Origin of the sequence: Propionibacterium freudenreichii subsp. freudenreichii (assembly GCF_000940845.1) — a bacterium.
GTDB lineage: Bacteria > Actinomycetota > Actinomycetes > Propionibacteriales > Propionibacteriaceae > Propionibacterium > Propionibacterium freudenreichii.
In genome coordinates, this window is sequence record NZ_CP010341.1 from 1,892,046 (window position 1) to 1,917,188 (window position 25,143).

Annotated in this window: 27 protein-coding genes; 8 read left to right on the forward strand and 19 right to left on the reverse strand. The window is 63.7% G+C overall.

Annotation, left to right across the window (positions count from 1 at the left end; all coding sequences use genetic code 11):
- Positions 1 to 44: 44 nt before the first annotated feature.
- From RM25_RS08260 to RM25_RS08270, 3 genes are all read right to left on the reverse strand, one after another.
- Positions 45 to 1,427: a DHA2 family efflux MFS transporter permease subunit gene (locus tag RM25_RS08260; RefSeq protein ID WP_036941753.1), complete on the reverse strand. Its 1,383-nt coding sequence runs from the start codon at positions 1,425 to 1,427 to the stop codon at positions 45 to 47.
- Positions 1,428 to 1,550: 123 nt separating this feature from the next.
- Positions 1,551 to 1,862 (reverse strand): ArsR/SmtB family transcription factor, encoded by a 312-nt coding sequence (locus tag RM25_RS08265; protein ID WP_044636300.1) that lies wholly within the window; start codon positions 1,860 to 1,862, stop codon positions 1,551 to 1,553.
- A 76-nt stretch (positions 1,863 to 1,938) separates the two neighbouring features.
- Positions 1,939 to 2,373 (reverse strand): MarR family winged helix-turn-helix transcriptional regulator, encoded by a 435-nt coding sequence (locus tag RM25_RS08270; RefSeq protein WP_013161635.1) that lies wholly within the window; start codon positions 2,371 to 2,373, stop codon positions 1,939 to 1,941.
- 63 nt (positions 2,374 to 2,436) lie between these two features.
- On the opposite strand from RM25_RS08270, the gene RM25_RS08275 reads away from it, so the two are divergent.
- Complete coding sequence (locus RM25_RS08275; protein ID WP_013161636.1) at positions 2,437 to 2,805, forward strand: VOC family protein; 369 nt, start codon at positions 2,437 to 2,439, stop codon at positions 2,803 to 2,805.
- 49 nt (positions 2,806 to 2,854) lie between these two features.
- On the opposite strand, the gene RM25_RS12325 is transcribed toward RM25_RS08275, so the two are convergent.
- On the reverse strand, positions 2,855 to 3,262 hold the full coding sequence (locus tag RM25_RS12325) for a M23 family metallopeptidase (RefSeq protein ID WP_080774527.1): 408 nt from the start codon (positions 3,260 to 3,262) through the stop codon (positions 2,855 to 2,857).
- A 196-nt stretch (positions 3,263 to 3,458) separates the two neighbouring features.
- Here RM25_RS12325 and RM25_RS12330 point away from each other — a divergent pair, with 196 nt between their 5' ends.
- Positions 3,459 to 4,451: a toll/interleukin-1 receptor domain-containing protein gene (locus RM25_RS12330; RefSeq protein WP_080774528.1), complete on the forward strand. Its 993-nt coding sequence runs from the start codon at positions 3,459 to 3,461 to the stop codon at positions 4,449 to 4,451.
- A gap of 1,353 nt (positions 4,452 to 5,804) precedes the next feature.
- On the opposite strand, the gene RM25_RS08295 is transcribed toward RM25_RS12330, so the two are convergent.
- From RM25_RS08295 to RM25_RS08305, 3 genes are all read right to left on the reverse strand, one after another.
- Entirely contained in the window at positions 5,805 to 6,584 is a 780-nt protein-coding gene (locus tag RM25_RS08295; protein WP_013161640.1) for a hypothetical protein, read from the reverse strand.
- A 162-nt stretch (positions 6,585 to 6,746) separates the two neighbouring features.
- A complete protein-coding gene (locus RM25_RS08300) occupies positions 6,747 to 7,406 on the reverse strand; it encodes a response regulator (protein ID WP_013161641.1) in 660 nt (219 codons plus the stop codon).
- Positions 7,403 to 8,527, reverse strand: coding sequence for a sensor histidine kinase (locus RM25_RS08305; protein WP_052809167.1), 1,125 nt, complete (start codon positions 8,525 to 8,527; stop codon positions 7,403 to 7,405). The genes RM25_RS08300 and RM25_RS08305 overlap by 4 nt, the downstream gene beginning before the upstream one ends.
- Before the next feature lie 213 nt (positions 8,528 to 8,740).
- On the opposite strand from RM25_RS08305, the gene RM25_RS08310 reads away from it, so the two are divergent.
- Together RM25_RS08310 and RM25_RS12985 are read left to right on the forward strand one after the other, a co-directional pair.
- Complete coding sequence (locus tag RM25_RS08310; RefSeq protein ID WP_013161643.1) at positions 8,741 to 9,304, forward strand: hypothetical protein; 564 nt, start codon at positions 8,741 to 8,743, stop codon at positions 9,302 to 9,304.
- A 250-nt stretch (positions 9,305 to 9,554) separates the two neighbouring features.
- On the forward strand, positions 9,555 to 9,902 hold the full coding sequence (locus RM25_RS12985) for a hypothetical protein (protein ID WP_230579893.1): 348 nt from the start codon (positions 9,555 to 9,557) through the stop codon (positions 9,900 to 9,902).
- A gap of 2 nt (positions 9,903 to 9,904) precedes the next feature.
- On the opposite strand, the gene RM25_RS13255 is transcribed toward RM25_RS12985, so the two are convergent.
- Complete coding sequence (locus RM25_RS13255; protein ID WP_013161645.1) at positions 9,905 to 10,027, reverse strand: hypothetical protein; 123 nt, start codon at positions 10,025 to 10,027, stop codon at positions 9,905 to 9,907.
- 26 nt (positions 10,028 to 10,053) lie between these two features.
- Here RM25_RS13255 and RM25_RS13545 point away from each other — a divergent pair, with 26 nt between their 5' ends.
- Positions 10,054 to 10,398, forward strand: a complete 345-nt coding sequence (locus tag RM25_RS13545; protein WP_080516130.1) for a helix-turn-helix domain-containing protein — start codon at positions 10,054 to 10,056, stop codon at positions 10,396 to 10,398.
- A gap of 404 nt (positions 10,399 to 10,802) precedes the next feature.
- Here the strand turns inward: RM25_RS13545 and RM25_RS08325 are convergent, their stop codons facing one another.
- The 5 genes from RM25_RS08325 to RM25_RS08345 all read right to left on the reverse strand — a co-directional run bounded on the left by RM25_RS08325 (position 10,803) and on the right by RM25_RS08345 (position 16,141).
- Positions 10,803 to 11,222, reverse strand: a complete 420-nt coding sequence (locus tag RM25_RS08325) for a MerR family transcriptional regulator (RefSeq protein WP_013161647.1) — start codon at positions 11,220 to 11,222, stop codon at positions 10,803 to 10,805.
- Position 11,223: 1 nt separating this feature from the next.
- Positions 11,224 to 12,321: a DnaJ C-terminal domain-containing protein gene (locus RM25_RS08330; RefSeq protein ID WP_013161648.1), complete on the reverse strand. Its 1,098-nt coding sequence runs from the start codon at positions 12,319 to 12,321 to the stop codon at positions 11,224 to 11,226.
- The gene (gene grpE / locus RM25_RS08335; protein ID WP_013161649.1) at positions 12,318 to 12,887 is read right to left on the reverse strand and encodes a nucleotide exchange factor GrpE; all 570 of its coding nucleotides are present in this window, start codon (positions 12,885 to 12,887) and stop codon (positions 12,318 to 12,320) included. Before grpE ends, RM25_RS08330 begins: the two co-directional genes overlap by 4 nt.
- 160 nt (positions 12,888 to 13,047) lie before the next feature.
- Positions 13,048 to 14,877, reverse strand: coding sequence for a molecular chaperone DnaK (dnaK, locus tag RM25_RS08340; protein WP_013161650.1), 1,830 nt, complete (start codon positions 14,875 to 14,877; stop codon positions 13,048 to 13,050).
- Between the two features lie 379 nt (positions 14,878 to 15,256).
- Entirely contained in the window at positions 15,257 to 16,141 is an 885-nt protein-coding gene (locus RM25_RS08345) for a S1C family serine protease (protein WP_196485146.1), read from the reverse strand.
- Between the two features lie 34 nt (positions 16,142 to 16,175).
- Between RM25_RS08345 and RM25_RS12990 the strand changes: the two genes are divergently transcribed.
- A complete protein-coding gene (locus tag RM25_RS12990; RefSeq protein ID WP_013161653.1) occupies positions 16,176 to 16,394 on the forward strand; it encodes a hypothetical protein in 219 nt (72 codons plus the stop codon).
- Positions 16,395 to 16,410: 16 nt separating this feature from the next.
- Here the strand turns inward: RM25_RS12990 and RM25_RS08355 are convergent, their stop codons facing one another.
- The 3 genes from RM25_RS08355 to RM25_RS08365 all read right to left on the reverse strand — a co-directional run bounded on the left by RM25_RS08355 (position 16,411) and on the right by RM25_RS08365 (position 18,716).
- Positions 16,411 to 16,932, reverse strand: a complete 522-nt coding sequence (locus RM25_RS08355; RefSeq protein ID WP_013161654.1) for a DUF308 domain-containing protein — start codon at positions 16,930 to 16,932, stop codon at positions 16,411 to 16,413.
- A gap of 222 nt (positions 16,933 to 17,154) precedes the next feature.
- A complete protein-coding gene (locus RM25_RS08360) occupies positions 17,155 to 17,820 on the reverse strand; it encodes a response regulator (protein ID WP_013161655.1) in 666 nt (221 codons plus the stop codon).
- Complete coding sequence (locus RM25_RS08365) at positions 17,817 to 18,716, reverse strand: sensor histidine kinase (RefSeq protein WP_157761762.1); 900 nt, start codon at positions 18,714 to 18,716, stop codon at positions 17,817 to 17,819. The genes RM25_RS08360 and RM25_RS08365 overlap by 4 nt, the downstream gene beginning before the upstream one ends.
- A gap of 165 nt (positions 18,717 to 18,881) precedes the next feature.
- On the opposite strand from RM25_RS08365, the gene RM25_RS08370 reads away from it, so the two are divergent.
- The gene (locus RM25_RS08370) at positions 18,882 to 19,883 is read left to right on the forward strand and encodes an IS481-like element ISPfr17 family transposase (protein ID WP_044636823.1); all 1,002 of its coding nucleotides are present in this window, start codon (positions 18,882 to 18,884) and stop codon (positions 19,881 to 19,883) included.
- Positions 19,884 to 19,962: 79 nt separating this feature from the next.
- Here RM25_RS08370 and RM25_RS08375 read toward each other — a convergent pair whose 3' ends face one another.
- Positions 19,963 to 20,730: an adenine nucleotide alpha hydrolase family protein gene (locus RM25_RS08375; protein WP_013161657.1), complete on the reverse strand. Its 768-nt coding sequence runs from the start codon at positions 20,728 to 20,730 to the stop codon at positions 19,963 to 19,965.
- Positions 20,731 to 21,096: 366 nt separating this feature from the next.
- Here RM25_RS08375 and clpB point away from each other — a divergent pair, with 366 nt between their 5' ends.
- Positions 21,097 to 23,679 carry an ATP-dependent chaperone ClpB gene (gene clpB / locus RM25_RS08380; RefSeq protein WP_013161658.1) on the forward strand — a complete coding sequence of 861 codons (2,583 nt, stop codon included), beginning with the start codon at positions 21,097 to 21,099 and terminating at the stop codon, positions 23,677 to 23,679.
- A 68-nt stretch (positions 23,680 to 23,747) separates the two neighbouring features.
- On the opposite strand, the gene RM25_RS08385 is transcribed toward clpB, so the two are convergent.
- Positions 23,748 to 24,482, reverse strand: a complete 735-nt coding sequence (locus RM25_RS08385) for a hypothetical protein (RefSeq protein ID WP_013161659.1) — start codon at positions 24,480 to 24,482, stop codon at positions 23,748 to 23,750.
- A gap of 104 nt (positions 24,483 to 24,586) precedes the next feature.
- Positions 24,587 to 25,012 (reverse strand): thioredoxin, encoded by a 426-nt coding sequence (gene trxA / locus RM25_RS08390; protein WP_013161660.1) that lies wholly within the window; start codon positions 25,010 to 25,012, stop codon positions 24,587 to 24,589.
- Positions 25,013 to 25,143 lie beyond the last annotated feature (131 nt).

Below are 25,143 nucleotides of genomic sequence, written 5' to 3' on the forward strand. Positions count from 1 at the left end.
CCGTGGGTCAGCGTACCGGTGAACCGCCCGCCACAGGCTGGTGTTCAGGACGTTGGCAACGGCCGATGACGCAGTGATTGCAGGTCGAGGGCGCTGATCGCACCGGCCGCCACGAGCGCCGCCGAGGCGACCATCGCCGCCCTGAACCCGGCAGCGAACCGGCCGACCGGGGCCATGGCGCCGAACGCCGTGAAGACCATCACGGCAATGGCTGTGCCCATCGCGCCACCAAGTTGGCGGAACATATTGAACACCCCCGAGGCGATTCCGGTCTGCGTCCGGTCCACCGCGCCGAGCACGGCCTTCTGCAGGGCGGGCCCCGCCATGGAGATGCCCATCCCGGACAGCACGAGCGGCGCGACCATCGTGCTGTAACGGGCTCCGGGCGACAGGCTGAGGGCGAGCCACAGGTACCCGACGGCCTGGAGCAGCAGGCTCACCAGCGCCACGAGTCGTTCACCCAAGCGGTCGACGATGCGACCTGCCAACGGCGAGAAGACGACCAATGTGCCCGTCCACGGAAGCAATTCGAGTCCGGCGCGCAGTGCGCTCGCACCGGTCACCGCCTGCAGGTACTGGGGCAGCAGGAACACCACGCCGTACATGGCCGCATAGAGCAGGAAAGTGGCCACTGCGCCGCCACTGAAGGCCGACGACCGGAACAGGCCGAGCGGCACCATGGGAGTCGATTCCCGGTGCTGGTGCACGATGAATGCCACGGCCAGCAGGATGCCGAGGGCACCGACCACTGTCGGCGGGACCATGCTGGCATGCGTCACCGATTCCGACAGCGCCCACACGATGGCGCCCGAGGCAGCGACCACCAGCACCGAATCGAGCGGGTGCGGCCAATCGCCACCCACGTGAGACTCGGCCAGCCTGCGCCATGACAAATAGGCCCCCACAAGGCCGATGGGCACGTTGATCCAGAAGATCCAGTTCCATCCCCAGGTGGAGACGATGACGCCACCCAGGGCCGGTCCGATGATGAGCGCCAATCCCCCGACGCCGCTCCAGATGCCCAGTGCCCGACCTCTTGTGGCGGCGGGGAATGCGCTGGTGAGGATGGCCATTGACATCGGCGTCATCACCGAGGCACCGATCCCCTGCACCACCCGTGCCGCAATGAGCACGTCGAGTGTCGGCGACAGGGCTGCGACCACCGAGCCGACGACGAACACGATGAGTCCGACGACATACATGCGCCGGTAGCCCAACCTGGCGCCGAGGGCCACGCCGATCAAGAGGAAGGCGGCGACTGCAACGTTGTAGGCATTCAGCATCCACTGCAGTTGGCCGACCGTGGCCCCGAAGTCAGCGCGGATGGCCGTGGACGCAGTGGTGACGATCATCGAGTCCATCATGGCCATGAAGAATCCAAGCGAGGTGAGCGCCAGCACCCAGCGCTGGCCGCTCGTCGGAGGCACACGCCCTGTGGTGGTCCGGTCGTCGCCTCGGACGACACCCTTCCAGTTCAATTGTTCTACTTCTTTTGAACTATAGAGCGGCATGAGCCACTCCTCCCTTGCTGGATGAGAGTTGGGTCCCGACTACAGCGTGTCGAAGAACCTGGTCAGGTACTTGTCGAGGGTCTCGTAATTGAGCGAGACGTACTTCTCCCGGGACTCCTTGCGGGTGATGGTCAAGCGAGCTTCGCGCAGCACCTTGAAGTGGTACGACCCGGCGGACTTGCTGATGTCGACGACCCCGCCGATCTCCCCACACGTCACGCCGCGATGCACCTGGTTGAGATAGCGGATGATCTGGAGCCTGATGGGATCCGACAGGGCCTTGAACACCTTCACCCGCGCCTCGTCCTCCATGTCAGTGGATGACGAGCCCCCCATCAGTTCAACAGTCATGCGACTATCGTACACCGATTCCGTGGACGATCCCTCGAGACCCTCACCAGACACGAACAGAAGGGCGTAACTCTGATCAGCGCAGCGCTTCAATGCAGCTGTTCAGCGCATCGTGGAGGTCCGTGCGCTGCGCATCGTCCAACGACCCCACCATGCGCATCACAACTACCCCGACGGCTTCCGCAGCCTGAATCAACAGTGCGGACCCCTCGCCTGTGAGCGATACCGGACGGGCGCGGCCATGGGGCGCCTCCTCAGCCCGGGCCACCAGACCCCTCGCCTCAAGGCCACGAAGCAACACATTCATCGTCTGGCGAGTGACGAAGGCGCGTCGGGCAAGCTCGGAGTTCGACGCCCCTCGAGTCTGCTCCAGCGCAGTGAGGCAGGCATATTGCGGCGTCGTCAGCCCAAGGGGGCGAAGCACCTCGTCCATCCGGGCACGCAACACGGCCTGGACTTCCTTCAGCTGGCAACCGATCTGCCGACCGATACCCATGACATCTTGATCCATGTCAGTATTTTGACATATAGTGTCCATGTCAGGGCACTGACATCCATCTCAGGAAGAAGCACCATGACCGTCACCGGACCAGACTTCATCGCCCTTCAGGTACGCGACCTTGATCGCTCTGCAAGGTTCTACGAGACCCAGCTGGGCCTTCATCGCGCGCCCGTCTCGCCGCCCGGCGCCGTGGTTTTCGCCACCTCACCCATCCCCTTTGCGCTGCGCGAGCCGCTGCCGGGCGTTGACCTCAACCAGCCGTCACGGCCCGGCCTGGGCGTTGCCCTGTGGCTGCTCGGCGACGATGTGCAGGCCTTGCACGACGCGCTTGCGGACGCGGGCGTCAAGATCCTCCAACCCCCGACTGCGGGGCCTTTCGGACTCACGTTCACCTTTGCCGATCCCGATGGATATGCCGTCACGGTGCACGACAAGCACTGAGGTCACCGTGCCCGGGCGCCCCGGGAGATGCGGCCAGACACCTGCTTGTTCATCCGGCACGGATGATCTGCGACTCCCCCGGGAGCACCGGGTTCCCGGCCGCGTCGAACGCGATCGGGAGCCCCACGGCACGGTCCCATTGGACAGTGTCGGTGGCCTGGACATGCACGTGGGGCTGGCTGCTGTTCCCCGAATTCCCGCAGGACGCGATCGGCTCGCCGCGATGGACCATGTCCCCCGCGCTGACGGTCAGCGATCCCTGCTGAAGGTGGGCGATCAGGACGAACGGCCCGTCCCCACCGATCCGGATCACGATGTGGTTGCCGGCAACCCCGGCCGCTCCTGCCCTGAGACGCCTCGGCTGTCCCAGTGCATAGGGGATGAGTGCGAGTTGGGAGCGTCGGGCCCTGTGGTCCGGCCCCCTCCGCTCAAAGCCACGATGCTTCGACCGACTCACAAGCCTGACAAACTGGCCCCAAGCGGAAGCAGTTCAACAACTTCGGTCGGTCGCCACTATTCCCCCCATACCGCCCCTGCAAGGAAGAGCGCATAGAGCATGTGCCGGCAGGCGTTACCACCGTCTTGGCGACAAGGTGGACCGAGAATCCCTTCACGCGGCTCCATGGGAATGCGCAATCTGAGAGAATGGCCAAGTGAGCCAACAGTCCAGTCGGGTTGCACCCCGCGTCTTCATGTCGTACTCCCATGACGACAAAGAACACCGAGACTGGGTGTTGGCACTTGCAACGCGCCTGCGCGCCGATGGAGTAGATGTGTGTCTGGATCGTTGGGACGTCACGCTCGGCGGGAATTTGGCTCACTTCATGGAAAAGGCAGCTAATGCCTCGTACCGAGTAGTGGCTGTAATTTCTGCGAGCTATGCCAGAAAAGCTGACGAGCGCAAAGGTGGAACAGGCGTAGAAGCGCAGATGCTCTCCACCAGACTCTACGAATCAATGCACTCCGATCAAGTCATACCAATTATTCGTAATAATCCTACAGCCCCACCCCTTCTCCCCGCATTCCTAGGTGGGAGACTATGGCTTGATTTCAGAGATGACCAAGCCATGGAAGCGGCGTATGAACGCCTAATACGCGACATCCACAACGCCCCTGTGGATATCGTCCCCACCCTAGGGCCAAACCCTTTTGAGGGAAAGAGCGACATCGAAGCTAGGCTTGAGATCCGCAACTCTCCACTCCGCTGGCACAGCCCAGGACTCACAGGTGACGTAGAATTCATCTATTCCCAGAATAGTGGAATGTACACGATTGGCACAGGGTCGTGCCAATTCACCCTGGAACTTTCACCGCGAGGAACTTCCAGTGTGTACGCCTACCGTGACCCCCTTGACATCAAGCACGTCGCGATGATCGAGAAGGGTGAAAGTCGCCGCCCACTGTTAACCGATGTCTCCCAATTCGACACCAGCAGCCGCGCCGTTGGCGCTGGGATCGACGACGCTATCGTCCTCCACAACAAGAATGACTACTGGGCGATCGTCATAATCACAGCCATATTTGAACGACAGAAGCTAAATCCGGAGAAGGTCATTCAATTTCGGTATACCATTCAATCGAACAGAACGGCGAACCTTCATGATGCAGTGCCAGATAATCAATCTCAAGACGGTGGGAAACTCTGATCTAGCGACTTACGTCGTACATCTCCCGAGCAACAGACCACCATATGAACTTCACATAACGAGAGGTATTTTTGCGAACTACAGTTGGCATTCAGCTGAATCAACGGACCGCAATCTGCGTCATCGGTCGTCACCGTCTTAGCACGAATCCATCCCCGGCCAAGACCCGCGCTGACAACCCCTTCACCGAAAGACGACGCACCAGGCTATCACCGATTTGATTCGAGACCGCTTCGATCGCGAGGCGCAACCCTTATGACCAAGTGTGGTTCAGAAGGACGTTGTTTATGCGTTGCCAAACTCTGGATCGCCGATAGCTTACTCGTCGCGCTCAGCATATTGTCGATAGTGATCCCAAGGAATTACCGCGGTTGACCGGGTCGTTACAATTTCATAAGCCCGCACGGGGCCGGCTGAACTTCGACCCCGCCGATCCGACCGGAAGTCTCTGATTGTGGTGGCTCCGGCTCCATTGTCCCGGATTCGACGTTGACAAGACGCGAGCAGCTAATCATGGCGCAGTACGGATAGGTGTAGCAAGACCACCAACCACCATCGGAAGTGTGGCCGTTCTTCTTCACGTTCCGGTGCGTGCTGTGGCCGGAAACCGGACGATGCTTCGGTCCGAGCGGCTATCCGAGGCCCTGGGCCTCCACGTCGAGCCTCAGGGGAAATCCCGCGCATTCAACCGCCGCGTCATGGCCCGCAGATCAAGTCGGTGCATGTAGACGGCCCACCTCGCGACCCATGCACCATGGCGGTGGCTTGCGCCCGAATGGCCTAGCCTTCCTCACCCAGAACGGTGGTGGGAACGATCCGGGAGCCCCTCACACAGAAGCCGGATGTCCCACTTCGTCACACTCGCCCGGATCCCCATGCCTCGGGTGCAACATAGGTAATTGGAGCCAACCCGAGGCGTGAACGTGGGACTCGGGCCAGCGATGCCGCTGAGGCGCCGGGAGTACATCAGCGCGGATCAGAACGCACTGACTCTCTTTCAAGATCAGGTGATTCGTCGCCATCTGTCCTGCATCACTCCCCACGCAGTCCCCCTCATCGCCAACACATGACGACAACTTCTTGTGCCCCACAACGCCTAGCCGATGGCCATGAGGCAGACCACGGCAACCAGCAGGAGCAGGATGACAATCGTCACGGACACAACGAGTCCGGAACTTCCGGGTTGCCTGGTCCCACCATCCCGGAAGGGTGGACCCGTGGGCGATGAGTTCATCCCGGGCATCATTCCGAGATCCGGCCTGATCGGGCCCCGCTTGCCCTGATCCGTTTGCATGTCCCGATCCATCACAGCCCCCCTCCAAGAAAGAAGACCCCTGCTGACCTGCCGGCCGATCATGCCGCCGGTGACCCCGAGCCGCCGATGGTGCGGGGCCGTCTTCGCACTCTAGGAGCATTGGGCACGAAATTCGCGGGTTGGGAATCAGGCCCCAATAAATCCCGCTTCGAAAGGCGGGCATGCCGCACCACCATGTAAACGCCCACCGAGACCGCCGATAACCCCATACCGATGCCGAACCACCCGTTGTACCGGGAAGGATCCCCGCCCTCACCAGCAAAGGAGAGCAACGCAGTCTGTGTGATCACCAACAGCACGAGCGATGCCGCCAGGTTGCTGAGCTTGATGGCCTCCATCAGGGGATTACGTCGTCGACCTGACGACAACAGGCCGTGGACGGCCATCGCCAACTCCGTGAACGTGATCGTGGCGATGGCGATTGCCTGGACGCGGCTGTAATTGCCACTACTACTCGAGCCAAGCGCCAATGGAAGGCAGGAGACCGCAAAGGCAGCAGAGAACACGATGACCAGCACCCCAATCACCTGATATGCGCGCGGCAGCACGCAAGCGCTGGCTGAACCCGCTCCCCATGCAGCCCTGATCACCACGACCTTCATCGCGGCCAGGCCAAGTGTGAACAGGACATTTGCCGCCATGAAGGCGGAGAATCCCGTGAACAATACGACGCCCTTCGCGCCCGCCATCGCCAGGTGCCCCGGCACCGCGAGCACACTGAAGTAGAGATAGCGAAGATTGGCGTCACCCATTCCCCTGCGAATCTTCGCCAGGCCGTCGCGCACGGGGAGGTTCGACGGCGGATCTTCGGACTGCATGGCGCATCGCCTCCTGCTGGGGTGGACATCTGGCGGCCTGATCGACCACACACACCACCATCACAGCGGGGAGCCGCGGCCGCGTCCTCCCAACGCAGCTGGATCACTACTGCATCCGCCGTAGTACAGGCCAAATCCAACTGGCGCGCCGAACCGTCCTCCTCAGGGTCGGATACCGGCCTGGACGGCCAAGGAGACCAGCTGGGCCCTGTCCCGAGCGCCAACCTTTGCCATCGCTCGATTGACATGCGTCTTGGCGGTGAACGGTGAGATGAAGACGCGTCGACCAATCTCCGCATTGTCGAGGCCCTCGACCACCAGGCGAACGACCTCGAGCTCACGCGGCGTGAGGCCCTCGAACAGTTTCGCCTTGTCGGGGTCCGGCGGCACCGCATGGGGATCGCTGACGTGGCTGACCAGAGCGCCGATTGCATTGTCCGACAGGGCGTGGGCACCGGCTGCAACCCTTCGGATTCCCTCCGCCAACTCGTCGGGTCCAGCGCCCTTGCCAAGAAAGCCGTTCGCGCCGGCGCGCATGGCGGCAAGCACGTTCTCGTCCTGATCAAAAGTGGTCAGCACCAGAATGCGGGGGCCCTCGGGTCCACGGGCCTCGCGGATCCGGCGCACCGCTTCCACCCCGTCCATGCCGGGCATATTCAGGTCCATGAGAATCACGTCCACCTGCACGCTGTCCAGGCGCCGCACGGCCGTGAACCCATCACCCGCCTCGGCAACCACGTCCAACCCGGGATAGGCATCAATGATCACCCGTAATCCCTTGCGGATCATTTCCTGGTCATCCACCAGCATCACCGTGGTCATCGTGCCTCCCGACCGTCGGCAGGAATCGTGGCAACGATCCAGAAAAGACGATCGTCTGCGCGTGTCCGCAAACTACCGCCGACCGATTCCACTCGCTCCCGCATTCCAATCAACCCGTTTCCACCGCCCGGTCCCGGGGACGACGTGCTGCGACGCATGTTCGCCACCTCGATGAACACAAGGCCCTCCCCATTCTGGGATATCTCCAACGACACCGGGCCGACCCCATGCTTGTGTGCATTGGTCAGCGCCTCCTGCACCACCCGATAGACGGCGACACTGGACTGACCGGACAGCGCAATACCGAAACTCCCGAGGTTCGCATTCACGACCATGCCCGCCTGACGATAGGACTCCACCAGGTCGCCCACCACCGCGTGGCTCGGCGTCGCCTGCGGGCGCTCCCCCGCGTCGTCCACACGAAGGACGGCCAGGATCTGCTGGGTCTCCCGCAACACGGCCTGCACTGCCGCCCGGGCGGCGACCAGGTCACCACGCAGCGCCCGGGGATCGCTCAGATGAACCTCGGCGGCACCCAGGTGCATGTTAACCACCGCGATCTGATGGCCGACTCCGTCATGGAGGTCCCGGGCGATGCGCAGCCGCTCCTGGGCCACTCCCCGCTCGACGGCGGCCTGACGGCCCTGCTCGGCCTCCCTCATCCGCGCCTCGGCCTCGACGCGGTACCGGTAGTTTCCCCGCAGCGCGCTCGCGATGGCTGCGCAGACGGCTGCCGCAAACGCCGAGACGGACGAGCTGGTGTCGTAGCGCACGTCGATCGTGCCGGCCTCCCACCCCACCGCCACGAAATTGGCGACACCGATGACCACACCGACCACCCATGCGGACAGGCCGCGCAGCACGAACCAGAAGGCGGCAAGGCAGGCCATCGACCAGATGCCGGTCGCCTGACGGTCCACGAGGACCGCGATCATCGGGGCCAGGGCCACCAGCCCCAATCCCACGTAGCCCCACGAGCGCCCGAAGCGTCCCAGGAGGATTCCTGCGGTCATCGCCACGGCGGGCACGTACTGGATCACCGGCGCCCGACTGACCGCCACGGTGACCACCTCGACGCCCACTGCCACCATCAGGATGACCTGGACCGTGATCTGTGCCACGCGCGGAAGCGCGCGCCATCTGGGCCCGGTCGTGGCAATGGCCGGGCGTGCCGTGGATGTCATGGTTCCCATCCTCCCCGCATGGCAGCGATCACGCGTACTGCACATGGACTACTTCGATGGGTCCGCGGGGACGATGTGCGCACCCGGCGTGGCGTCGAAGCTTGATTCATGTCAGCCGAGCCAGCAGAACCGACCACGAGGGAGAACCCCATGACCGTCCAGAATGCGCCCGCAACAGATGAGTACACGGCCTATGAGTACGCCACCGTGCGCGTGCCCCACACCTTTGAGCCGCTGTTCCGTGACACCTACCCCGGCTTCGGCTGGACGGTGGAAAATCCCCGCGCGACGACTTCCGTCGCCTCCGTTCCCCTGGGCCGCACCCAGCGATCCGAGACCGTGACACTCCAGCTCAAGAGGGATCGCAACCTCAAGAATCGTGACATGGTGCGCGCGCTGCAGGAGGAGGCCGACACGGCCCTCACGACGATCATCTCGCTCGAGAGGTCCAAGACCTCACGAGCGATGGTCGTGGCCGTCACCATCGGCATCGTGGGATCGGCATTCCTGGCTGGTTCGGTCTTCGCGATGAATGCCGGACTGGCCGTGCTGTCCGTCGCGCTCGGGGCACTGGGCCTGTTCGGTTGGGTCGGCGGGGGCATCTCGTACCGCCAGGTGAAGCGCCGCCGGGCACGCCACGTGGACCCGCTCATCGAGAACGCGCTGGACACCCTGCATGAGGCCAGCCGCCGAGCAGCCCATCTCCTGCGATGAATGCTGATGCGTGCGTCGATACCGGGCCCAAACCGGATCCTTGCCCGTGACAGATGAAGGGGTCCCCGCACGACGCGGGGACCCCTTCATCTGCTTCTCACTGGTGGACCTCCGTAGAGAGTTTGAGAACCCCTGCCCACACCTGAAAACCCTGTCTTTGCGCAGGTCACGGGGCTTCTACGACCACGACCATCGCTCCTCGGAGCCTACCGTTTCCGACTCCAGGGGTCGAGTGGTGCGATCACTTGGGATGGCTCAAACCCTGCTACGGCCCGAGCAGGTCGACGATCTGGTGGCGCAGTACCGCGAGGGCGCGACGCTCGTGGAGTTGGCATCCGTGTTCGGAGTGAACCGCCGCACGGTCGCCACCCACCTCACCCGTCGGGAGGTCACCATCCGCCGCGGACGGTTCGATCCTTCCCGCATCCACGAAGCAGCCGACCTCTACCTCAGCGGGTTGACGCTGGTAGAGGTCGGCATGAGAGTCGGGGCGGGGCCTCAGGCGATCCGGCAAGCGCTCGCTTCGCACGGTGTCGTGATCCGGCCTGGCGGGCGTCGTGGTTCTCGCATCACAGCGCTCGCTGCCGTGGGCGGTTGAGCCTAGACGCGAAGAGCTGGCTCACGCGGGCTTGCCTCGACGAGCGAGTAGTGGCGCTGGTGGCGACGGATCGCGGCCTCGCGCAGGCGCGCGCGGATGAGCAGGACGACGCTCACGGGTCCCATGATGATGAACTTCAGTGCGTTCCAGCATGCCCAGAGGACGACGAGGTGGAGCCAGCCGGGGCCGTCAGCTCACACGTCGGCGTGTTCAGGAGATGGCTCGTCTGCTACGGGATACCCGCCTATCGGTTCTTGAAATCTCCAGACAGGTCGGTTGGCGAGATCGGGGTCATGCGTCTGAGCAGTTCAAGCGATTCGCGGGGATCACCCCTACTCAGTACCGTGTCGAGCAACGCAAGACGGCTGAGCGGCACTGCCTCTGGTGCGGTCAACCCGTTCCGAGTAAGGAAGTAGCAACTGGCGTCAAGGATCATCGTGCGCAACAGGATGCACACTTCAACAATGACGGGCAGTTTCAACAGTCACAGACGTGAGTAGGCAAGAGTACGGGTTTGCGGGATCAAGAGCACGACCGGCGACGTAACCAAGCAGGAACGACGCGGGCTCCCCACGACAGGGTCAGGTTCGTTGGGGTTCCTTACCCGACGCGAGCGTCACGTTTCCGACTCGCGCTGCCATCGGGACGCTGAACCGTCCACCAACTACCAACTCACGCGGCCGGAGGACGCTGCGAAGGCGGGCACATGAGGCTCTGTCGTGAGGTTGGCCGCCGGTGATACGGGCTCTGTGGTGAACGGCCCTGGGTTACTACGAATGAGGCCTTCGAGGCCGGTCGCACAGTTGAGTATCGAAGTTGTGAAATTCGGCCGGCAGGCACAACACGACATTGCACGTCACACGGAGTAGTGGCTGTGGCGCGCTGTGCCAGCCGGGCTGATTAGCGCTGCAGGCGCCGACGCCCCGTCATCGTCTGACGGCCGGGCCATGCCCTGCCATCGCTGCCCGTGGTGAACACTCGCCCACTGGGGGTGGGTACGGTCCGGTCCAAGACCTCCCACAGCTCGGTCACCATCTGATCCAAGCGTTGGCGGGTCTGCTCGATCTGGTCTTGCAACGCGAAGAGCTGTCGGACTTCGTCGAGGTCCATCCCGGCGCGCTGAACCAGGTTCCGCGCTTGGCGCAGCCGCACAAGGTCGTGCTGGTCGTAGCTCGCTTGGCCGGCGGCGCTGCGGCGTGGGCTCACGATGCCGGCGCGCTCGAAGGCTTCGAGCGTGCGGCGGTGCAGACCGGTCAGGAGCACCACCTGGCTGGTGGTGAACACCACACCGTCATGAACGCTGTTGTCGGTGGTGGTCATCTCAGTTCCTCCCAAGGATCGAAGCGCGGGGGTTGGTCTGGCCTACGGCGCGGGCGAAGTCGCGCATTGCCTGCCTGGCCCGGTCGTTGAGCGACGTCGGCATGACGACCTCGACGGTGACTAGCAGGTCGCCGGTTCCCGCCTTGGTGGTGACGCCCTTGCCTCGCACACGCAGGGTGCGCCGGTTCGGGGTGCATTCGGGGATACGCACCTTCACTCGTCCGCCTTCGAGGGTGGGCACCTCGATATCGGCGCCCAGGATGAGTTCGTCGACGGTGACCGGCACGGACAGGGTAAGATCTCGCCCCTTGCGGCCGAACAGTGGGTGCGGGGTGACATGAACGCGGACCAGCAGGTCGCCCGCCGGACCGCCGTTTAGGCCGGCCGAGCCCTTGCCCTTGATTCTGATGGTCTGGCCGTCGTCGACGCTTGCCGGGATGCGCACCTTCATGGTCTTGGCTTGGCGTACCCGCCCGGTGCCGTGGCAGGAGCCGCATACCTGTGGCGGGTTTCCCGAGGTGATGCCAGCGCCGCCGCAAGCTGTGCACGCCACCTCAGAGACCAGCTGCATCGAAACGGTGGTGCCCTTGACAGCTTCGAGGAAGCCGATGGTCACCTCCCCCTCGATGTCAGCGCCCTTCCGAGGGCCGCTGGGCCGCCGAGCACCGCTGAAGCCAGCACCGCCTTGGCCGAACAAGCCGCCCAGGATGTCCTCATAACCCGCACCTTGGCCAAAGAGGTCCTCGGCAGACCCACCAGTCGAATAGCTGTAGGTGTAGGGGCCACCGGCGGGGTTTCCATAGGCGTACTGGCCACCGGCTCCCGGAAATCCTGCGCCGCGGCCGTAGCGGAAGCCGCCATTGGCGACCATCTCGCGAATCTCGTCGTACTCTCGTCGCGAGTCGGGGTTGGACAGGACAGAGTTTGCCTCCGAGATTTCCTTGAACCGGGCCTCAGCAGCAGCGTCGCCGGGGTGCTGGTCGGGATGGTTCTGACGAGCGAGCTTACGGAAGGCCTTCTTGATGTCCTTGGCTGTAGCGTCCTTCGACACGCCCAGGACCTTGTAAAAGTCCTTGTCAACCCAATCCTGTGCGCTCATCGCTCCTCATCTCCGTGCGTACTGGACTCGGTGGCGGGCTGTTGTGTGTCCGGCTCGCTGACTGCGACGCGGGCAGGGCGGAGGACCTTGTCGTGAATGCGGTGACCTGGCTGCATCACTTGCGAGACACAAGTCTTGGTGGCGCCAGACATCGGCAGCTGCATCAATGCCTCATGCAGGGTGGGGTCGAATTGGTCTCCGACCTGGCCGTAACTGCTCAGGCCGTGCCGAGCAGCCACTGCGGAGATCTGGTCGGCAAGCATCTTGAAGGGGCCATCCAGCTCGCCGTGCTGGTCGGCCAGCTGGATCGCATCCAAGGCGGGCAGAAGGTCCGTGAGAATCTGTTCCTTTCCCGCGCGGCGCGCCAGGTCCCGGTCACGGTCGACTCGTCGCTTGTAATTGATGTACTCGGCTTGCAGCCGCTGCAGGTCCTCAGTACGTTCCGCCAAGCGGCTCTCCAGCTGCGCGACCTGATCACGCAACGCTTCGAGCTGCGCTTCAGGAGCAAGCACCTCGTCGGCCGCTGGCTGCGGAGTGGGCGTGGTGGTCACGTCGTCTGTGCTCATGCTTCCTCCTGTGGGTGATTGTCGTGGCAGCACCTGACAGGCAGGGCCACCGTGGATGGGCTCAGGACCACGCGAAGCGCTCGCAGCGCGGGCCGCTACGGGCCGATCGCGTGGTGATCGCCGGAATGGGTGGGGTCGCAAGGCGACCCCACCGGGCGCATCACTTGTCGTCGACGATCTCCGCGTCGACCACGTCATCGTCGGAGGATGTCTCCTGCTCACTCGGCGATGCCGGTCCCTGAGCCTGTGCCTGGCTTGCTGCATAGACCGCCTGCCCCATCACTGAGGTCTTTTCGTTCAGCTCCTCCATCAGAGCCTTCACCTGGTCATCGTTGCCGGTGCCCTTCAGGGCCTCCTTCAACTTGTCCAGGGCCTCCACGACGGGTGCCTTGACATCGTCGCCGATGGTCGCGGCGTTGTCGGCGAGTAGTTGCTCAGTGCGGAACGCCAGGGCATCGGCCTGATTTCGCATCTCGACGGCCTCACGACGCTTCTTGTCCTCCTCGGCGTGCGCCTCGGCGTCCTTCACCATCCGGTCGATGTCGTCCTTGCCAAGCGCCGAGCCGCCGGTGACGGTCATCGACTGCTCCTTGCCCGTGGCCTTGTCCTTGGCGGACACGTGCACGATGCCGTTGGCGTCGATGTCGAACGTGACCTCGACCTGCGGAACCCCGCGCGGGGCAGGCATCAGACCGGTCAGCTCGAAGTTGCCCAGCGGCTTGTTGTCGCGGGCGAACTCACGTTCACCCTGGTACACCTGCACCATGACCGACGGCTGGTTGTCCTCGGCCGTCGTGAAGATCTCGGACCGCTTGGTCGGAATCGTCGTGTTGCGCTCGATGATCTTCGTCATCACGCCGCCCTTGGTTTCGATCCCAAGGGACAGCGGGGTGACGTCGAGCAGCAGGACGTCCTTGACCTCGCCCTTGAGGACACCAGCCTGGAGCGCAGCGCCCATGGCCACGACCTCGTCAGGGTTTACACCCTTGTGTGGTTCCTTGCCCGACAACTCCTTGACCAGGTCGACGACGGCCGGCATACGGGTGGAACCGCCCACGAGAATGACCTCGTCGATCTTATCCAACGAGGTGTGGGCGTCCTTGATGACGGCCTGGAACGGAGTCTTGCAGCGGTCCAGCAGATCCTTCGTCATGCGCTGGAACTCGGCGCGCGTCAGCTTGGCGTCCAGGTGCAGCGGCCCTGCGGCGCCGGCCGTGATGTACGGCAAGTTGATCTGGGTCTCCTGCGCCGAGCTCAACTCGATCTTGGCGCGCTCGGCGGCCTCCTGCAGACGTTGCATGGCCATCTTGTCCGCGCTCAGGTCGATACCGTTGGCGTTCTTGAACTGCGTCACCAGCCAATCGACAATCCGCTGATCCCAGTCGTCGCCGCCCAGACGGTTGTCGCCGTTCGTGGCCTTGACTTCGAAGACACCGTCGGAGATGTCCAACAGCGAAACGTCGAACGTGCCACCGCCGAGGTCGAAGACGAGGACGCTCTGCTCCTTGTCGCCCTTGTCGAGGCCGTACGCCAACGCCGCCGCGGTGGGCTCGTTGATGATGCGGTCGACGGTCAGACCCGCAATTTCGCCGGCCTCCTTGGTGGCTTGTCGCTGAGCATCGTTGAAGTACGCCGGCACAGTGATGACCGCGTTCGTGACGGGCTCACCCAGGTAAGCTTCGGCGTCCCGCTTCAGCTTCTGCAGGACGCGGGCGCTAATCTCCTGCGGCGTGTACTTCTTGCCGTCGATGTTGACTGACCAATCGGTGCCCATATGGCGCTTGACCGAGCGGATGGTGCGATCGACGTTCGTGACGGCCTGGCGCTTGGCGACTTCGCCGACGAGTACCTCTCCACCCTTGGCGAACGCGACTACCGACGGCGTCGTGCGGGAGCCTTCGGCGTTGGGGATGACGGTGGGCTCGCTGCCTTCGAGGACGGCGACGCAAGAGTTGGTGGTGCCGAGATCGATACCGACTGAACGTGCCATGGTTGTTCTCCTCCTTTGTTGCGAACTATGAAAGATCATCGAGAAGCACTGGCGTGACCGGTGCGCTCTCACGTCATCTACTGTTCCCGACTTCGGGGTTCTAGTCGATGGGTGGCGACACCCAAAGTGGCCGAGATGATCCCCACTGCCTCACTATGCCTCCTTGGGCGAGTAAGCGGGGCGATCAGAGCCCTGAAGAAACCACGAACAGCGAAGCTGCTCCGCACGGGCAAGGACCGCGTCCGGAGGTGGAAGACTGCGGTTGGGTTGGAAGACGAGTTCGCCGCCGCCGGCCTTGAATGGCTGGGCATCAACGACCTTCGGGTCGTGAGCGAGCACCGACGCCGTGCCCGACGCGCGGGGTCGGAACCTCGCGGAGTCAGTCGCTGGCAAGCGTCGCGGACACCGTCAGCTCCCTGCCGTCGCGCACCACCAGCAGGTTCACCGATTTCCCGACGGGAAGTCCCCTCACATGCCCTACCAAGGACAATGCCGAGGTGGTTGCAACACCGTCGATGCTGATGATGTGGTCTCCGACCTGTAGACCTGACTTGTGGGCCGGGCTACCGACAACCACCGAGGCGACCATGGCACTTCGGATCTGCTGCGTCCCCCGTGCTGCGATGCCGTCTGCCACGGAGATCCCCAGCTGGGCGTGATGGGCTCTGCCGTCACGGATGAGCTGCTGGGCCACCATGGACACCTCGTCGGACGGAATCGCGAACCCGATGCCGATACTGCCGCTGCCAGGCCCCAATGTTGCGATGGATGAGTTGATGCCGATCAGTTCGCCACAGCCATTGACAAGAGCACCACCCGAATTGCCCGGGTTGATCGGTGCTGAGGTCTGGATCGCGTTGGTCACTGTCGCGACGCTGGGCCCTGTACCCTGCTCGGAGGCAGTCACTGGACGGTTGAGGGCGCTGACGATGCCGGTGGTCACAGTCCCTGACAGTCCCAGCGGATTGCCCACGGCCATCACCGGCTGCCCGGTGCGCACTTGGGCCGAATTGGCAATCGGGATCGGGGTGAGCTTCGTGTCCAGCAGCGTGAGCACGGCCAGATCAGTGATCGGATCACGACCGGCGATGGTGACCGGCTGGACGCTGTTGTCGGACAGGGTGACCGACACGTCGCTATCAGTGGCATCACCCACCACATGGGCATTCGTGACGATGTGGTGCTCGTCAACTGCCACCCCCGAGCCCTCGCCCACCGGGTGGCCGCCGCTGGAGACCTCCACGGACACCACGGACGGGCTCACCTTCTCAGCAAGTGTCGTCCAGGACGGATCGTCGATGCTGCACGAGGTAACAGAGCTGTTCCCCGAGGTCGGACTTGTCAGGGGGCTGTTGGACGCCACTGGTGCTGGCGTCTTCGGCGCGGTGGCACTACAGGAAGTGAGCGGAATCAGTGCGGTCATCGCAATGGCTGCTGCCACAGTCCGCGCGGGAAGGCTGTTTCTCATCATGGCGAGACTCCTAGAAGAGACCGAGTTGTGGTTGGACGGGTCGTAGGCGTTTGCTTGGTCGGTCAGCTGTTCTTGGCCGCACGCCACACGGCGATGGCCGCTGCAACTTGGGACATGCCGAGAACCAGCAGCGACATGCCGGCCCAGAGCCCGATGGTGATGATCGCAGCGGCGTGGTTGAAGATGAACCAGATGCCTGCCAAGACCAGCAACACGCCAGCCAGGACGTACAGCCAGCGACGCCGAGCAGTTTTCTCGGTCATCAGGCCCAAGCCACACATGATGGTCCATAGGCCAACGGCGGCAGCGATGAACGACAAGGTGAGACCAGGCAGGAGGACGATGAGTAGGGCTAGTGCGACGCCCAGGGCCCCCACTCCGCCTCGCAGCCAACGCAGGACGCCGTAACAGCGCCATGCGCCGATCATCGCCGAAATTGACTCGACGAGCAGAAAGGCGCCGCAGAACATCACCAGGGATTGCAGGGTTAGCCCTGGCCACCAGATGAGCATGAAACCGAGCAGGATCAGCAGTGCTGCACCAAACAGCTCGATCAGGGCCAGTGTGCGAAAAGTCTTGGACATGGAAAACCTCCGAGGGTCACTCAGGACAGGGATCGCGACAAGAAGGCCCGCGCAAAGCAGGCCAACCGCCGATGATGGTCAGCGAGGCCCGGCACATGGCCATGAACCCAGCACGTCCCATTCCAGCACTGACCACGGCCGATCACCATCGGTGCTAACACCCACAACGGACTGACCACATATGCACAAGCTGGGGATAGCTGCCGTGCCGCTGTGTCCGGTTCAGGGCTCGATGAGTCCGACGCGGATGGCGTAGCGGGTCAGTTCGAGGCGATCCTTCATCCCGAGCTTCTCCAGCAAGTTGGCGCGGTGCCGTTCGACGGTCTTGGGGCTGATGAACAGCATCTCGGCGATTTCTTTGCCGGAGTGGCCCTCGGCGATGAGCTTGAGGATCTCCTCTTCGCGGGGGGTCAGGAGCCGGTCGCCTTCGTTGGCTTGGCCGCGCTGGACGTACTCGCGGATGATGGTGGACATGGCACCTGGGTAGAGGAAAGGCTCGCCTCGCACGGCTGCGCGGCACGCGTGGAGCAGGTCCCGGTCTGCCATGGACTTGTGCACATAGCCGGCTGCACCGGCCTTGAGGGCCTCGAACAGGTACTGCTCGTTGTCATGCATACTCAGGATCAGCATTGGGGTAGGCAGCTTGCGCTGGGACACTTCGCGGGCAACTTGCAGCCCGGTCATGCGGGGCATGGTGATGTCGAGAATAGCGAGGTCGATGTCGCCGTGGTTGATGCGATCCAGTGCTTGGGCTCCATCAGCCGCTTCGGCTACGACGGTGAAGTCGGGTTGGGGGTCGAGCATCATTTTCATGCCTTGGCGCAGCAGAGTGTGGTCATCGGCCAGCAGCACGCGAGAGATTCGGGTTGTCGGCGTGTGCATGGTCATTCCTTTGGGAGAGTGTCGAGGTTGATGCGCAGTTCGATGCGTGTGCCACCGTCGGGATTGTCGGCGACGTTCAAGTTTGCGTTGATGGATCGCGCGCGATCTCGCATGCCCGCCATGCCGGTGCCGGGTATAGCCTCACCAAGGCCCTTGCCGTTGTCTGTTACGACCAGTTGGACGAGGTTCTCCCGGTGGGTGAGAGACAGGGTCACCACACTGGCACCGGAGTGTTTCGCACAGTTGGTCAGAGCTTCCTGAGCAACCCGGTAAACCACCAGCTGCGCAGCCCAGCCCAGGTCGGGGACGGGGTTGATCTCGCGGCGCACGGCCATACCGGTGGCCTCGGCGTGAGCTGTGGCCAAAGACGTGAGCGCACTGACCAGGCCGATGTCGGCCAACACGCTGGGGCGCAGGTGGGCGGCCAGTTGCCTGACGGTTTGCAGGCTGGTCCGAACGGCATCCTGCGCCATGGCAATCTTCTGCTGGCTATGCGGGTCATCTTGAGCGGACTGCAACAAGAGCAGTGCGTAAGTGAGGGTCTGTCCGACGTCATCATGGAGCTCACGGGATAAGCGAGCACGCTCCAACTCCTGACCCTCGATCAGAGCCGAAACCGTCGCACGACGTTGCGCGCGCAGGCGTTCGACGAGGGCATTGTGGGCCAGCACGATGCCGTCCAGCTCGGGCAGACCGGGCGCCGTCTCGATGCGGCGCCCCGCATCGAGGTTTGTCGTGGCCTCAACGTCTTGGGCGACGCGGATGAGTGGGGATAGCCCATGCTTGATGATGCGCCAACTGATGAGGGACAAGACAATCACTCCAGTGATGACCCAGGCGATCTGCCCGGGAGTGGGTGGATAACTCATCGTGATCGGGGTAGCGATCAGGATAGTGGTCATCACTACGAAGGCACCCACGCCCATGGCCCAGATACGTCTTTGTAAACTCACCGAATGCCCCTCTCTAGGTGTACTTCCCCGGGAGGTTGTGAACGGGTGAGGTAGCGAAGACCTCCGGGCAGGATGTGGGTTACCACACTCACTCTCCTGACCACGGAGGTCTTCGTGACTCACGCTAACGCACCCTTGACACCGGAAGGGCGTCGTCGTCTTGCTGTTCTCGTCGTGGAACAGGGCTGGTCGTTGCGGCGGGCGGCGGAACGGTTCCAGTGCTCGCCCGCGACGGTGAAGCGGTGGGCCGACAGGTACCGGGCAGGGCTGCCGTTGATCGACCGTAGTTCGAGGCCCACCTCGTCACCGAACCGGCTTTCGCGTAAGACGGAGCATCGGATCGTCGCGTTGCGGTTCACTCGCCGGTGGGGTCCGCACCGGATCGCGTATCACCTGCGGTTGCACCGTTCCACGGTCGGTCGGGTGCTCGCCCGATACAAGATGCCGAAGCTGATCAACATCGACCAGGCCACCGGGCTGCCGGTTCGCCGCCCGAAGCCGAAACGGTACGAGGTCGCCGCGCCGGGCCAGCTCGTGCACGTAGATATCAAGAAACAAGGCCGGATCCCCGACGGCGGCGGGTGGCGTGCCCACGGTCGCGGATCCATGCAGGACCGTCACGCGGGAGTGGCCCGCGACAAGGCAGCCCGTGCCGGGGCAGCCGGCTCTCGCGGCTACCGGTATCTGCACCACGCCGTGGACGACCACTCCCGGATCGCGTACTCAGAGATCCTTGACGACGAGCGCAAAGAGACCGCAGCGGGGTTCTGGACCCGCGCGAACGCGTTCTTCGCAGGCCTGGGCGTCACAGTCACCGCGGTGATGACCGACAACGGTTCCTGCTACCGGTCAGGCGCCTTCGCTGACGCGCTCGGCGACGAGGTGAAGCACAAGTGGACCCGGCCATACCGGCCGCAGACCAACGGCAAGGTCGAGCGGTTCAACCGGACCCTCGCCGTCGAGTGGGCCTACGCGAAGCCCTACGCCAGCGAAGCCGAGCGCGCCGCAGCCTACGAGACCTGGCTCCATCACTACAATCACCACAGACCCCACACCGGGATCGGCGGCCAGACTCCCTCAGCCCGCGTTCACAACGTCACGGGGAAGTACATCTAGGGGTGAGCCGCTTCCCGAGGCATCGCCACCTGCTCTGGGGACCTTGCCAAGCGCTGTATCGGGAGTCTGTTCGGTCAGTCTATCGGGTAGCGGATCCGTCAGCCTGACCGGCTTCGACGGTGTTGGCCACCACCGCAACCGGCGAGGTGGACAACCGGAGCAACAGCCGGTTCTCAGAGCGCTCTCGTTCGGTAGAGCGTCTGGCGTGTTGGCTGCCCACGACAGTCAGGCTCGCTTCCGATGCCTTCGCGAGCAACGCGTCAGTGAGCTCGTGGGCTGAGACCTCCACATCAAAGGTCTCGGGGAGGTCGCTACCTAGGACCCGGGTGAGGACCTGCACGGTCTGGAGACGCGCCCGGTCGGGGCCTTGTCCCTTGTCGTCGACAATGACCTTCAGCCGGGCCCCGGTGCGCCCCGCGACGGATACGGCGAAACGAATGCTGGCAGGGCTTGGGCGCTCGGCGTCGAGGCCTAACACAAGAGGGCGGTCCAAGGTGTTCCAGGTGGTGTAGGGGAGCACCACCACCGGACCGGCAGCCTCCTGGAGCACGGCTTCGGCCGCGGCGTCCACAATCGGGAGGACGGTCGAGCCCTGACCACGGGACGCCATGACGACCATGGCCGCGGTGCGACTCGCCTGAACCAATGCTGGGGCCAGCGTTGATTCGACACACATCAATGTGCCGCCTTCGCCCAACATTTCCCGCACATCGGGCGCCATCCCTTGGGTGTAAACAATGCCCAAGGGCCAGTGTCCGGCACGAGCGATGTCCCGGGCCCACACGGCGGCAGCGATCGAGGTCGAAGAACCGTCGACGCCGACCACGACATGGTCGGTGAAGTCCATGGTGATTTCCTCCTGCGATTCCTCGCGCGATGCGAACGGATGGACGAGGTGAGGGTCAGCCTCTGTTCCTTCCGGGCCATACAGTCCTTCCTGTCCATGCAGCAAGGATCGCCGACGAGGACGGCCCAAATCCATAGATCTGGACGCACATGGGCGTCGTCCCCCACTGCAGTGAGGGCCAACCCCCAAATCTGCCGAAGCGCTTGACCCGGAGCCGCACCGATGCCCACCATCGAAGTGCGTCAGGTTTTCCTGCTGGGTCTGCCGGTACAGCCGCTGACGGCCCGCCGAGAGCCCTGGCGCCACAGCCTGGCAGCGGCCCGCCCCGCGCGGGCGCAAACCAGTCCCGATCCGAAGGAGAAGCACATGGACACCGAGAAGCTCACCACGATGAGCCGGGACGCGGTCTCGGCCGCCGTCCGCAACGCATTGGCGGCCGGCAATCCCTCGGTCGAGCCCGCTCACCTACTGCATGCCTTGCTGATGGTCCCCGAGAACTCAGTGGGGCCACTACTGGAATCTGTTGGTGTCGACCCGGCCCAGATTGACCAGCGCGCCCAGGCTGCCATCAGCAAGCTGCCCTCCAGCCAAGGCAGCTCGGTAGCCCAACCGCAACTGTCCGGTTCCTTCGCGCGGGTACTCGCCGACGCGGAGATTCGCGCCGACAAGCTGGGCGACTCCTACGTCTCCACCGAGCACCTGCTCATTGCGCTGACGTCCATCCCGTCTGAGGCACAGACGATCCTGGTCGGTGCAGGGGCGACCACAGAGAAACTGGAAGAAGCCTTCGCAGGCGCACGGGGCGATCGCCGTGTCACCAGCCCCGAGGCCGAAGGCGGCGAGTCCGCCCTCAGCAAATACTCCGTCGACCTCACCGAGCGCGCCCGCGAGGGCAAGCTGGATCCGGTGATCGGCCGCGACCAGGAGATCCGCCGCGTTATGCAGGTCCTCGCCCGGCGCACCAAGAACAACCCAGTCCTCATTGGCGAGCCCGGCGTCGGCAAGACAGCCGTCGTCGAGGGCCTCGCGCAGCGCGTGATCGCCGGTGACGTGCCCGACTCGCTGAGGGGTCGCCGCGTCGTCAGCCTCGACCTCAGTTCCATGGTGGCCGGGGCCAAGTACCGCGGCGAATTCGAGGAACGACTCAAGGCCGTGCTGAAGGAGATCAAGGAGGCCGAAGGCCAGATCATCACCTTCATCGACGAGCTGCACACGGTCGTCGGCGCCGGCGCCAGTGGCGAAGGTGCCATGGATGCGGGCAACATGCTCAAGCCGATGCTGGCCCGCGGCGAGTTGCGCATGATTGGCGCCACGACGCTGGATGAGTACCGCGAGCGCATCGAGAAGGATCCGGCGCTGGAGCGTCGCTTCCAGCAGGTGTATGTGGGCGAGCCATCGGTGGAGGACACCATCGCCATCCTGCGCGGTTTGCGCGAGCGCTATGAGGCGCATCACAAGGTGCGCATTACCGATGGCGCTCTCGTTGCTGCCGCATCGCTGAGCCATCGCTACATCACCAACCGACGGCTGCCCGACAAGGCCATCGACTTGATCGATGAGGCTGCCAGCCGACTCCGCATGGAGATCGACTCCAGTCCTGAAGAGATCGATGCGCTGCGGCGACAAGTGGACCGGCTGAAGATGGAGCAGTTCGCCATCAAGAAGGAGACCGACGCTGCCAGCAAGGCGCGCCTGGCACGGCTGGAACAAGAACTGGCGGATGCTGAGGAGAAGCTGCGGCTCCTGGAGAGCCGCTGGGCTCAGGAGAAAGCCGCACTCAACCGAATCGGAGAGCTGAAGACCCAGATCGATCAGCTCCGGATCGAGGCAGAAAAGGCCCAGCGTGTCGGCGACCTGGCTACAGCAGCCGAGATTGCCTACGGGCGGATTCCGGCGCTGGAACGCGAATTGGAGCAGGCCAAGCAGGCAGAGAACGAAGAGAAGGCCAGTCGCATGGTCGCCGACGAAGTGACCACAGAGGACATTGCTGAGGTGGTCAGCGCCTGGACCGGCATCCCTGTCGGCAAGATGCTCCAAGGCGAATCCGACAAGCTCCTCCACATGGAGGAACACATCGGCAAGCGCCTCATCGGGCAGAAGCGAGCAGTCAAAGCCGTTGCCGATGCTGTCCGGCGCAGCCGCGCTGGCATCAGCGATCCGAACCGGCCCACCGGCAGCTTCCTTTTCCTGGGTCCCACCGGCGTCGGCAAGACCGAACTGGCCAAGAGCTTGGCCGACTTCCTGTTCGACGACGAGACCGCGATGATCCGCATCGACATGTCGGAGTACTCCGAGAAGCACTCGGTCAGCCGCCTCGTCGGTGCCCCCCCGGGCTACGTCGGCTACGAAGAGGGAGGCCAGCTCACCGAAGCCGTACGGCGCCGCCCGTACAGCGTGGTGCTGCTCGACGAGGTAGAGAAGGCACACCCAGACCTGTTCAACATCCTGTTGCAGGTGCTCGACGACGGCCGCCTGACCGACGGCCAGGGGCGCACCGTCGACTTCCGCAACACGATCTTGATCATGACCTCGAACCTGGGCAGCCAGTTCCTCGCCGACACGAGTCTGGACACCAAGGCCAAGCATGAGGCCGTGATGGGCGTGGTACGGAGCGCCTTCCGCCCAGAATTCCTGAACCGGCTGGACGAAATCGTGATGTTCGACCCGCTGACCTTGGAGGACCTGACCCACATCGTCGACGCCAACCTCCGCAAGATCAACGCCCGCCTCGCGGAGCGCCGAATCGTGATCGACGTCACTGACCGGGGCAAGGAATGGCTCGCCCGCAACGGCTTCGACCCCGTCTATGGCGCTCGACCGCTGCGCCGGCTGGTGCAGTCCACCATCGAGAACCAGCTCGCCATAAAGCTCCTCGCCGGCGAGATCATCGATGGTGCTGTGGTCACGTTCGACGTCGATCCCGACACCGACCAGCTGCGCATCGGCTGAGCCCAAAAGCGAGGCCGGGGTCTCCTCACTTGGGACCCCGGCCTCGTGCTGTCCTGCTGCGTTGAGCCTCAGCCACCGGTGCTGTCCGCTGCAACCGCCCTCAGTGCCCGTCGCAGCTGATCGATGCAGATCACCCGCTCGCTAACAAACAGTTCCCGGTCATCAGCCACCCGGCGGACGGTGACCTCCGTGCGCTGAATCTCCAAGATATGGGTGACTCCACGAGCCGCCAACTCCAAGTGTGAATCCTCGAACTCGCCAAGATCCACCGCTACCACCTGGTTTCGATGGGTCAGCACCAGACCCTGAATCGCACGCACCGCGCCCGATCCCGAGCCGCCGTCCAAGCTTCCATGGCCAGTCTTCGACAAGCTGAACCCCTCAAGACTCGCCGCCTCCTCCAGATAGGCCCGAGCCCGATCCCGGAAGTCCAGGGCATCACTGGCCAGCTCACGCATCTCATCTGATCCGTCGCAGGCAATCTCCTCCAGCTGCTGCGCGGACATCTCATCCAAAACCGCCTGAACCTCCAAGCGCTGCTCCGTGGTGAACTTCGCGCTATGCCCCGCAACATTGAACTCATCTGGCATCCGCCCATACATCGCCAACAGGTACCCGATCGCGCTCAGCGCTACAAAGGAAACAGTCCCGAGGCCGTCGCTGCCCTTGAACCACTCAAGAGCCGACGCGAAGGCCAGAGGCACGCTCGACACGCCCACAAGCAACAACCGTTGAGGCAAGGACCAAATCGCGTGGGCCCGCTCGGGCGTCCCGGTGGTCTTGGAATCTGGTCGACTCGCCATGGTAGAAGGCTACCGGCCCCACGGTGTTGTCGGCTCCACTGTCTGGGCACCCGATACTTATCCCGGCCCATTGCTCAAAAGGCCAGAGGACTTAACCTCACGGATCACGCCAGGTACGGCTCAATCCAGCGCTGCAAAGCCCCCCACGGCATGGCACCGGCCTGCTGCGCCACGACCTGCCCGTCCCGCAGCAGGACCAACGTCGGGATAGATTGAACACCAAACGCAGCCTGGGTGGCAGGCGACTGGTCCACGTTGACCTTCACGAGCTTCAACCGCCCCGCATACTGCACCGCTAGCTTCTCCAAGATCGGCGACAACTGCTTACACGGGCCGCACCACGGCGCCCACAGATCCACCAACACTGGCAGCCTCGACGAATCGCTGATACGGCCGAAATCCGTGTCCTCAGCCTCAACGATCCACGGCAACGATGCCCGACACTTGGCGCATCGCGGCAGACCGGCCGCCACCGCAGGGACCCGATTACGCGCTCCACAACCCGGGCAAGCGCTGATGCGAGAGTTCATACTTTCCTCCTCGGCTCACGTTCGGGGCCGGCCATGCACAGGCCGACTCCCACTTCAAGGATGCCCGCCCGCATCTCGTAAGACCATGGACCTCAGCACCGGTGCAGGGATACCCCACCGCAGTTGGGGGT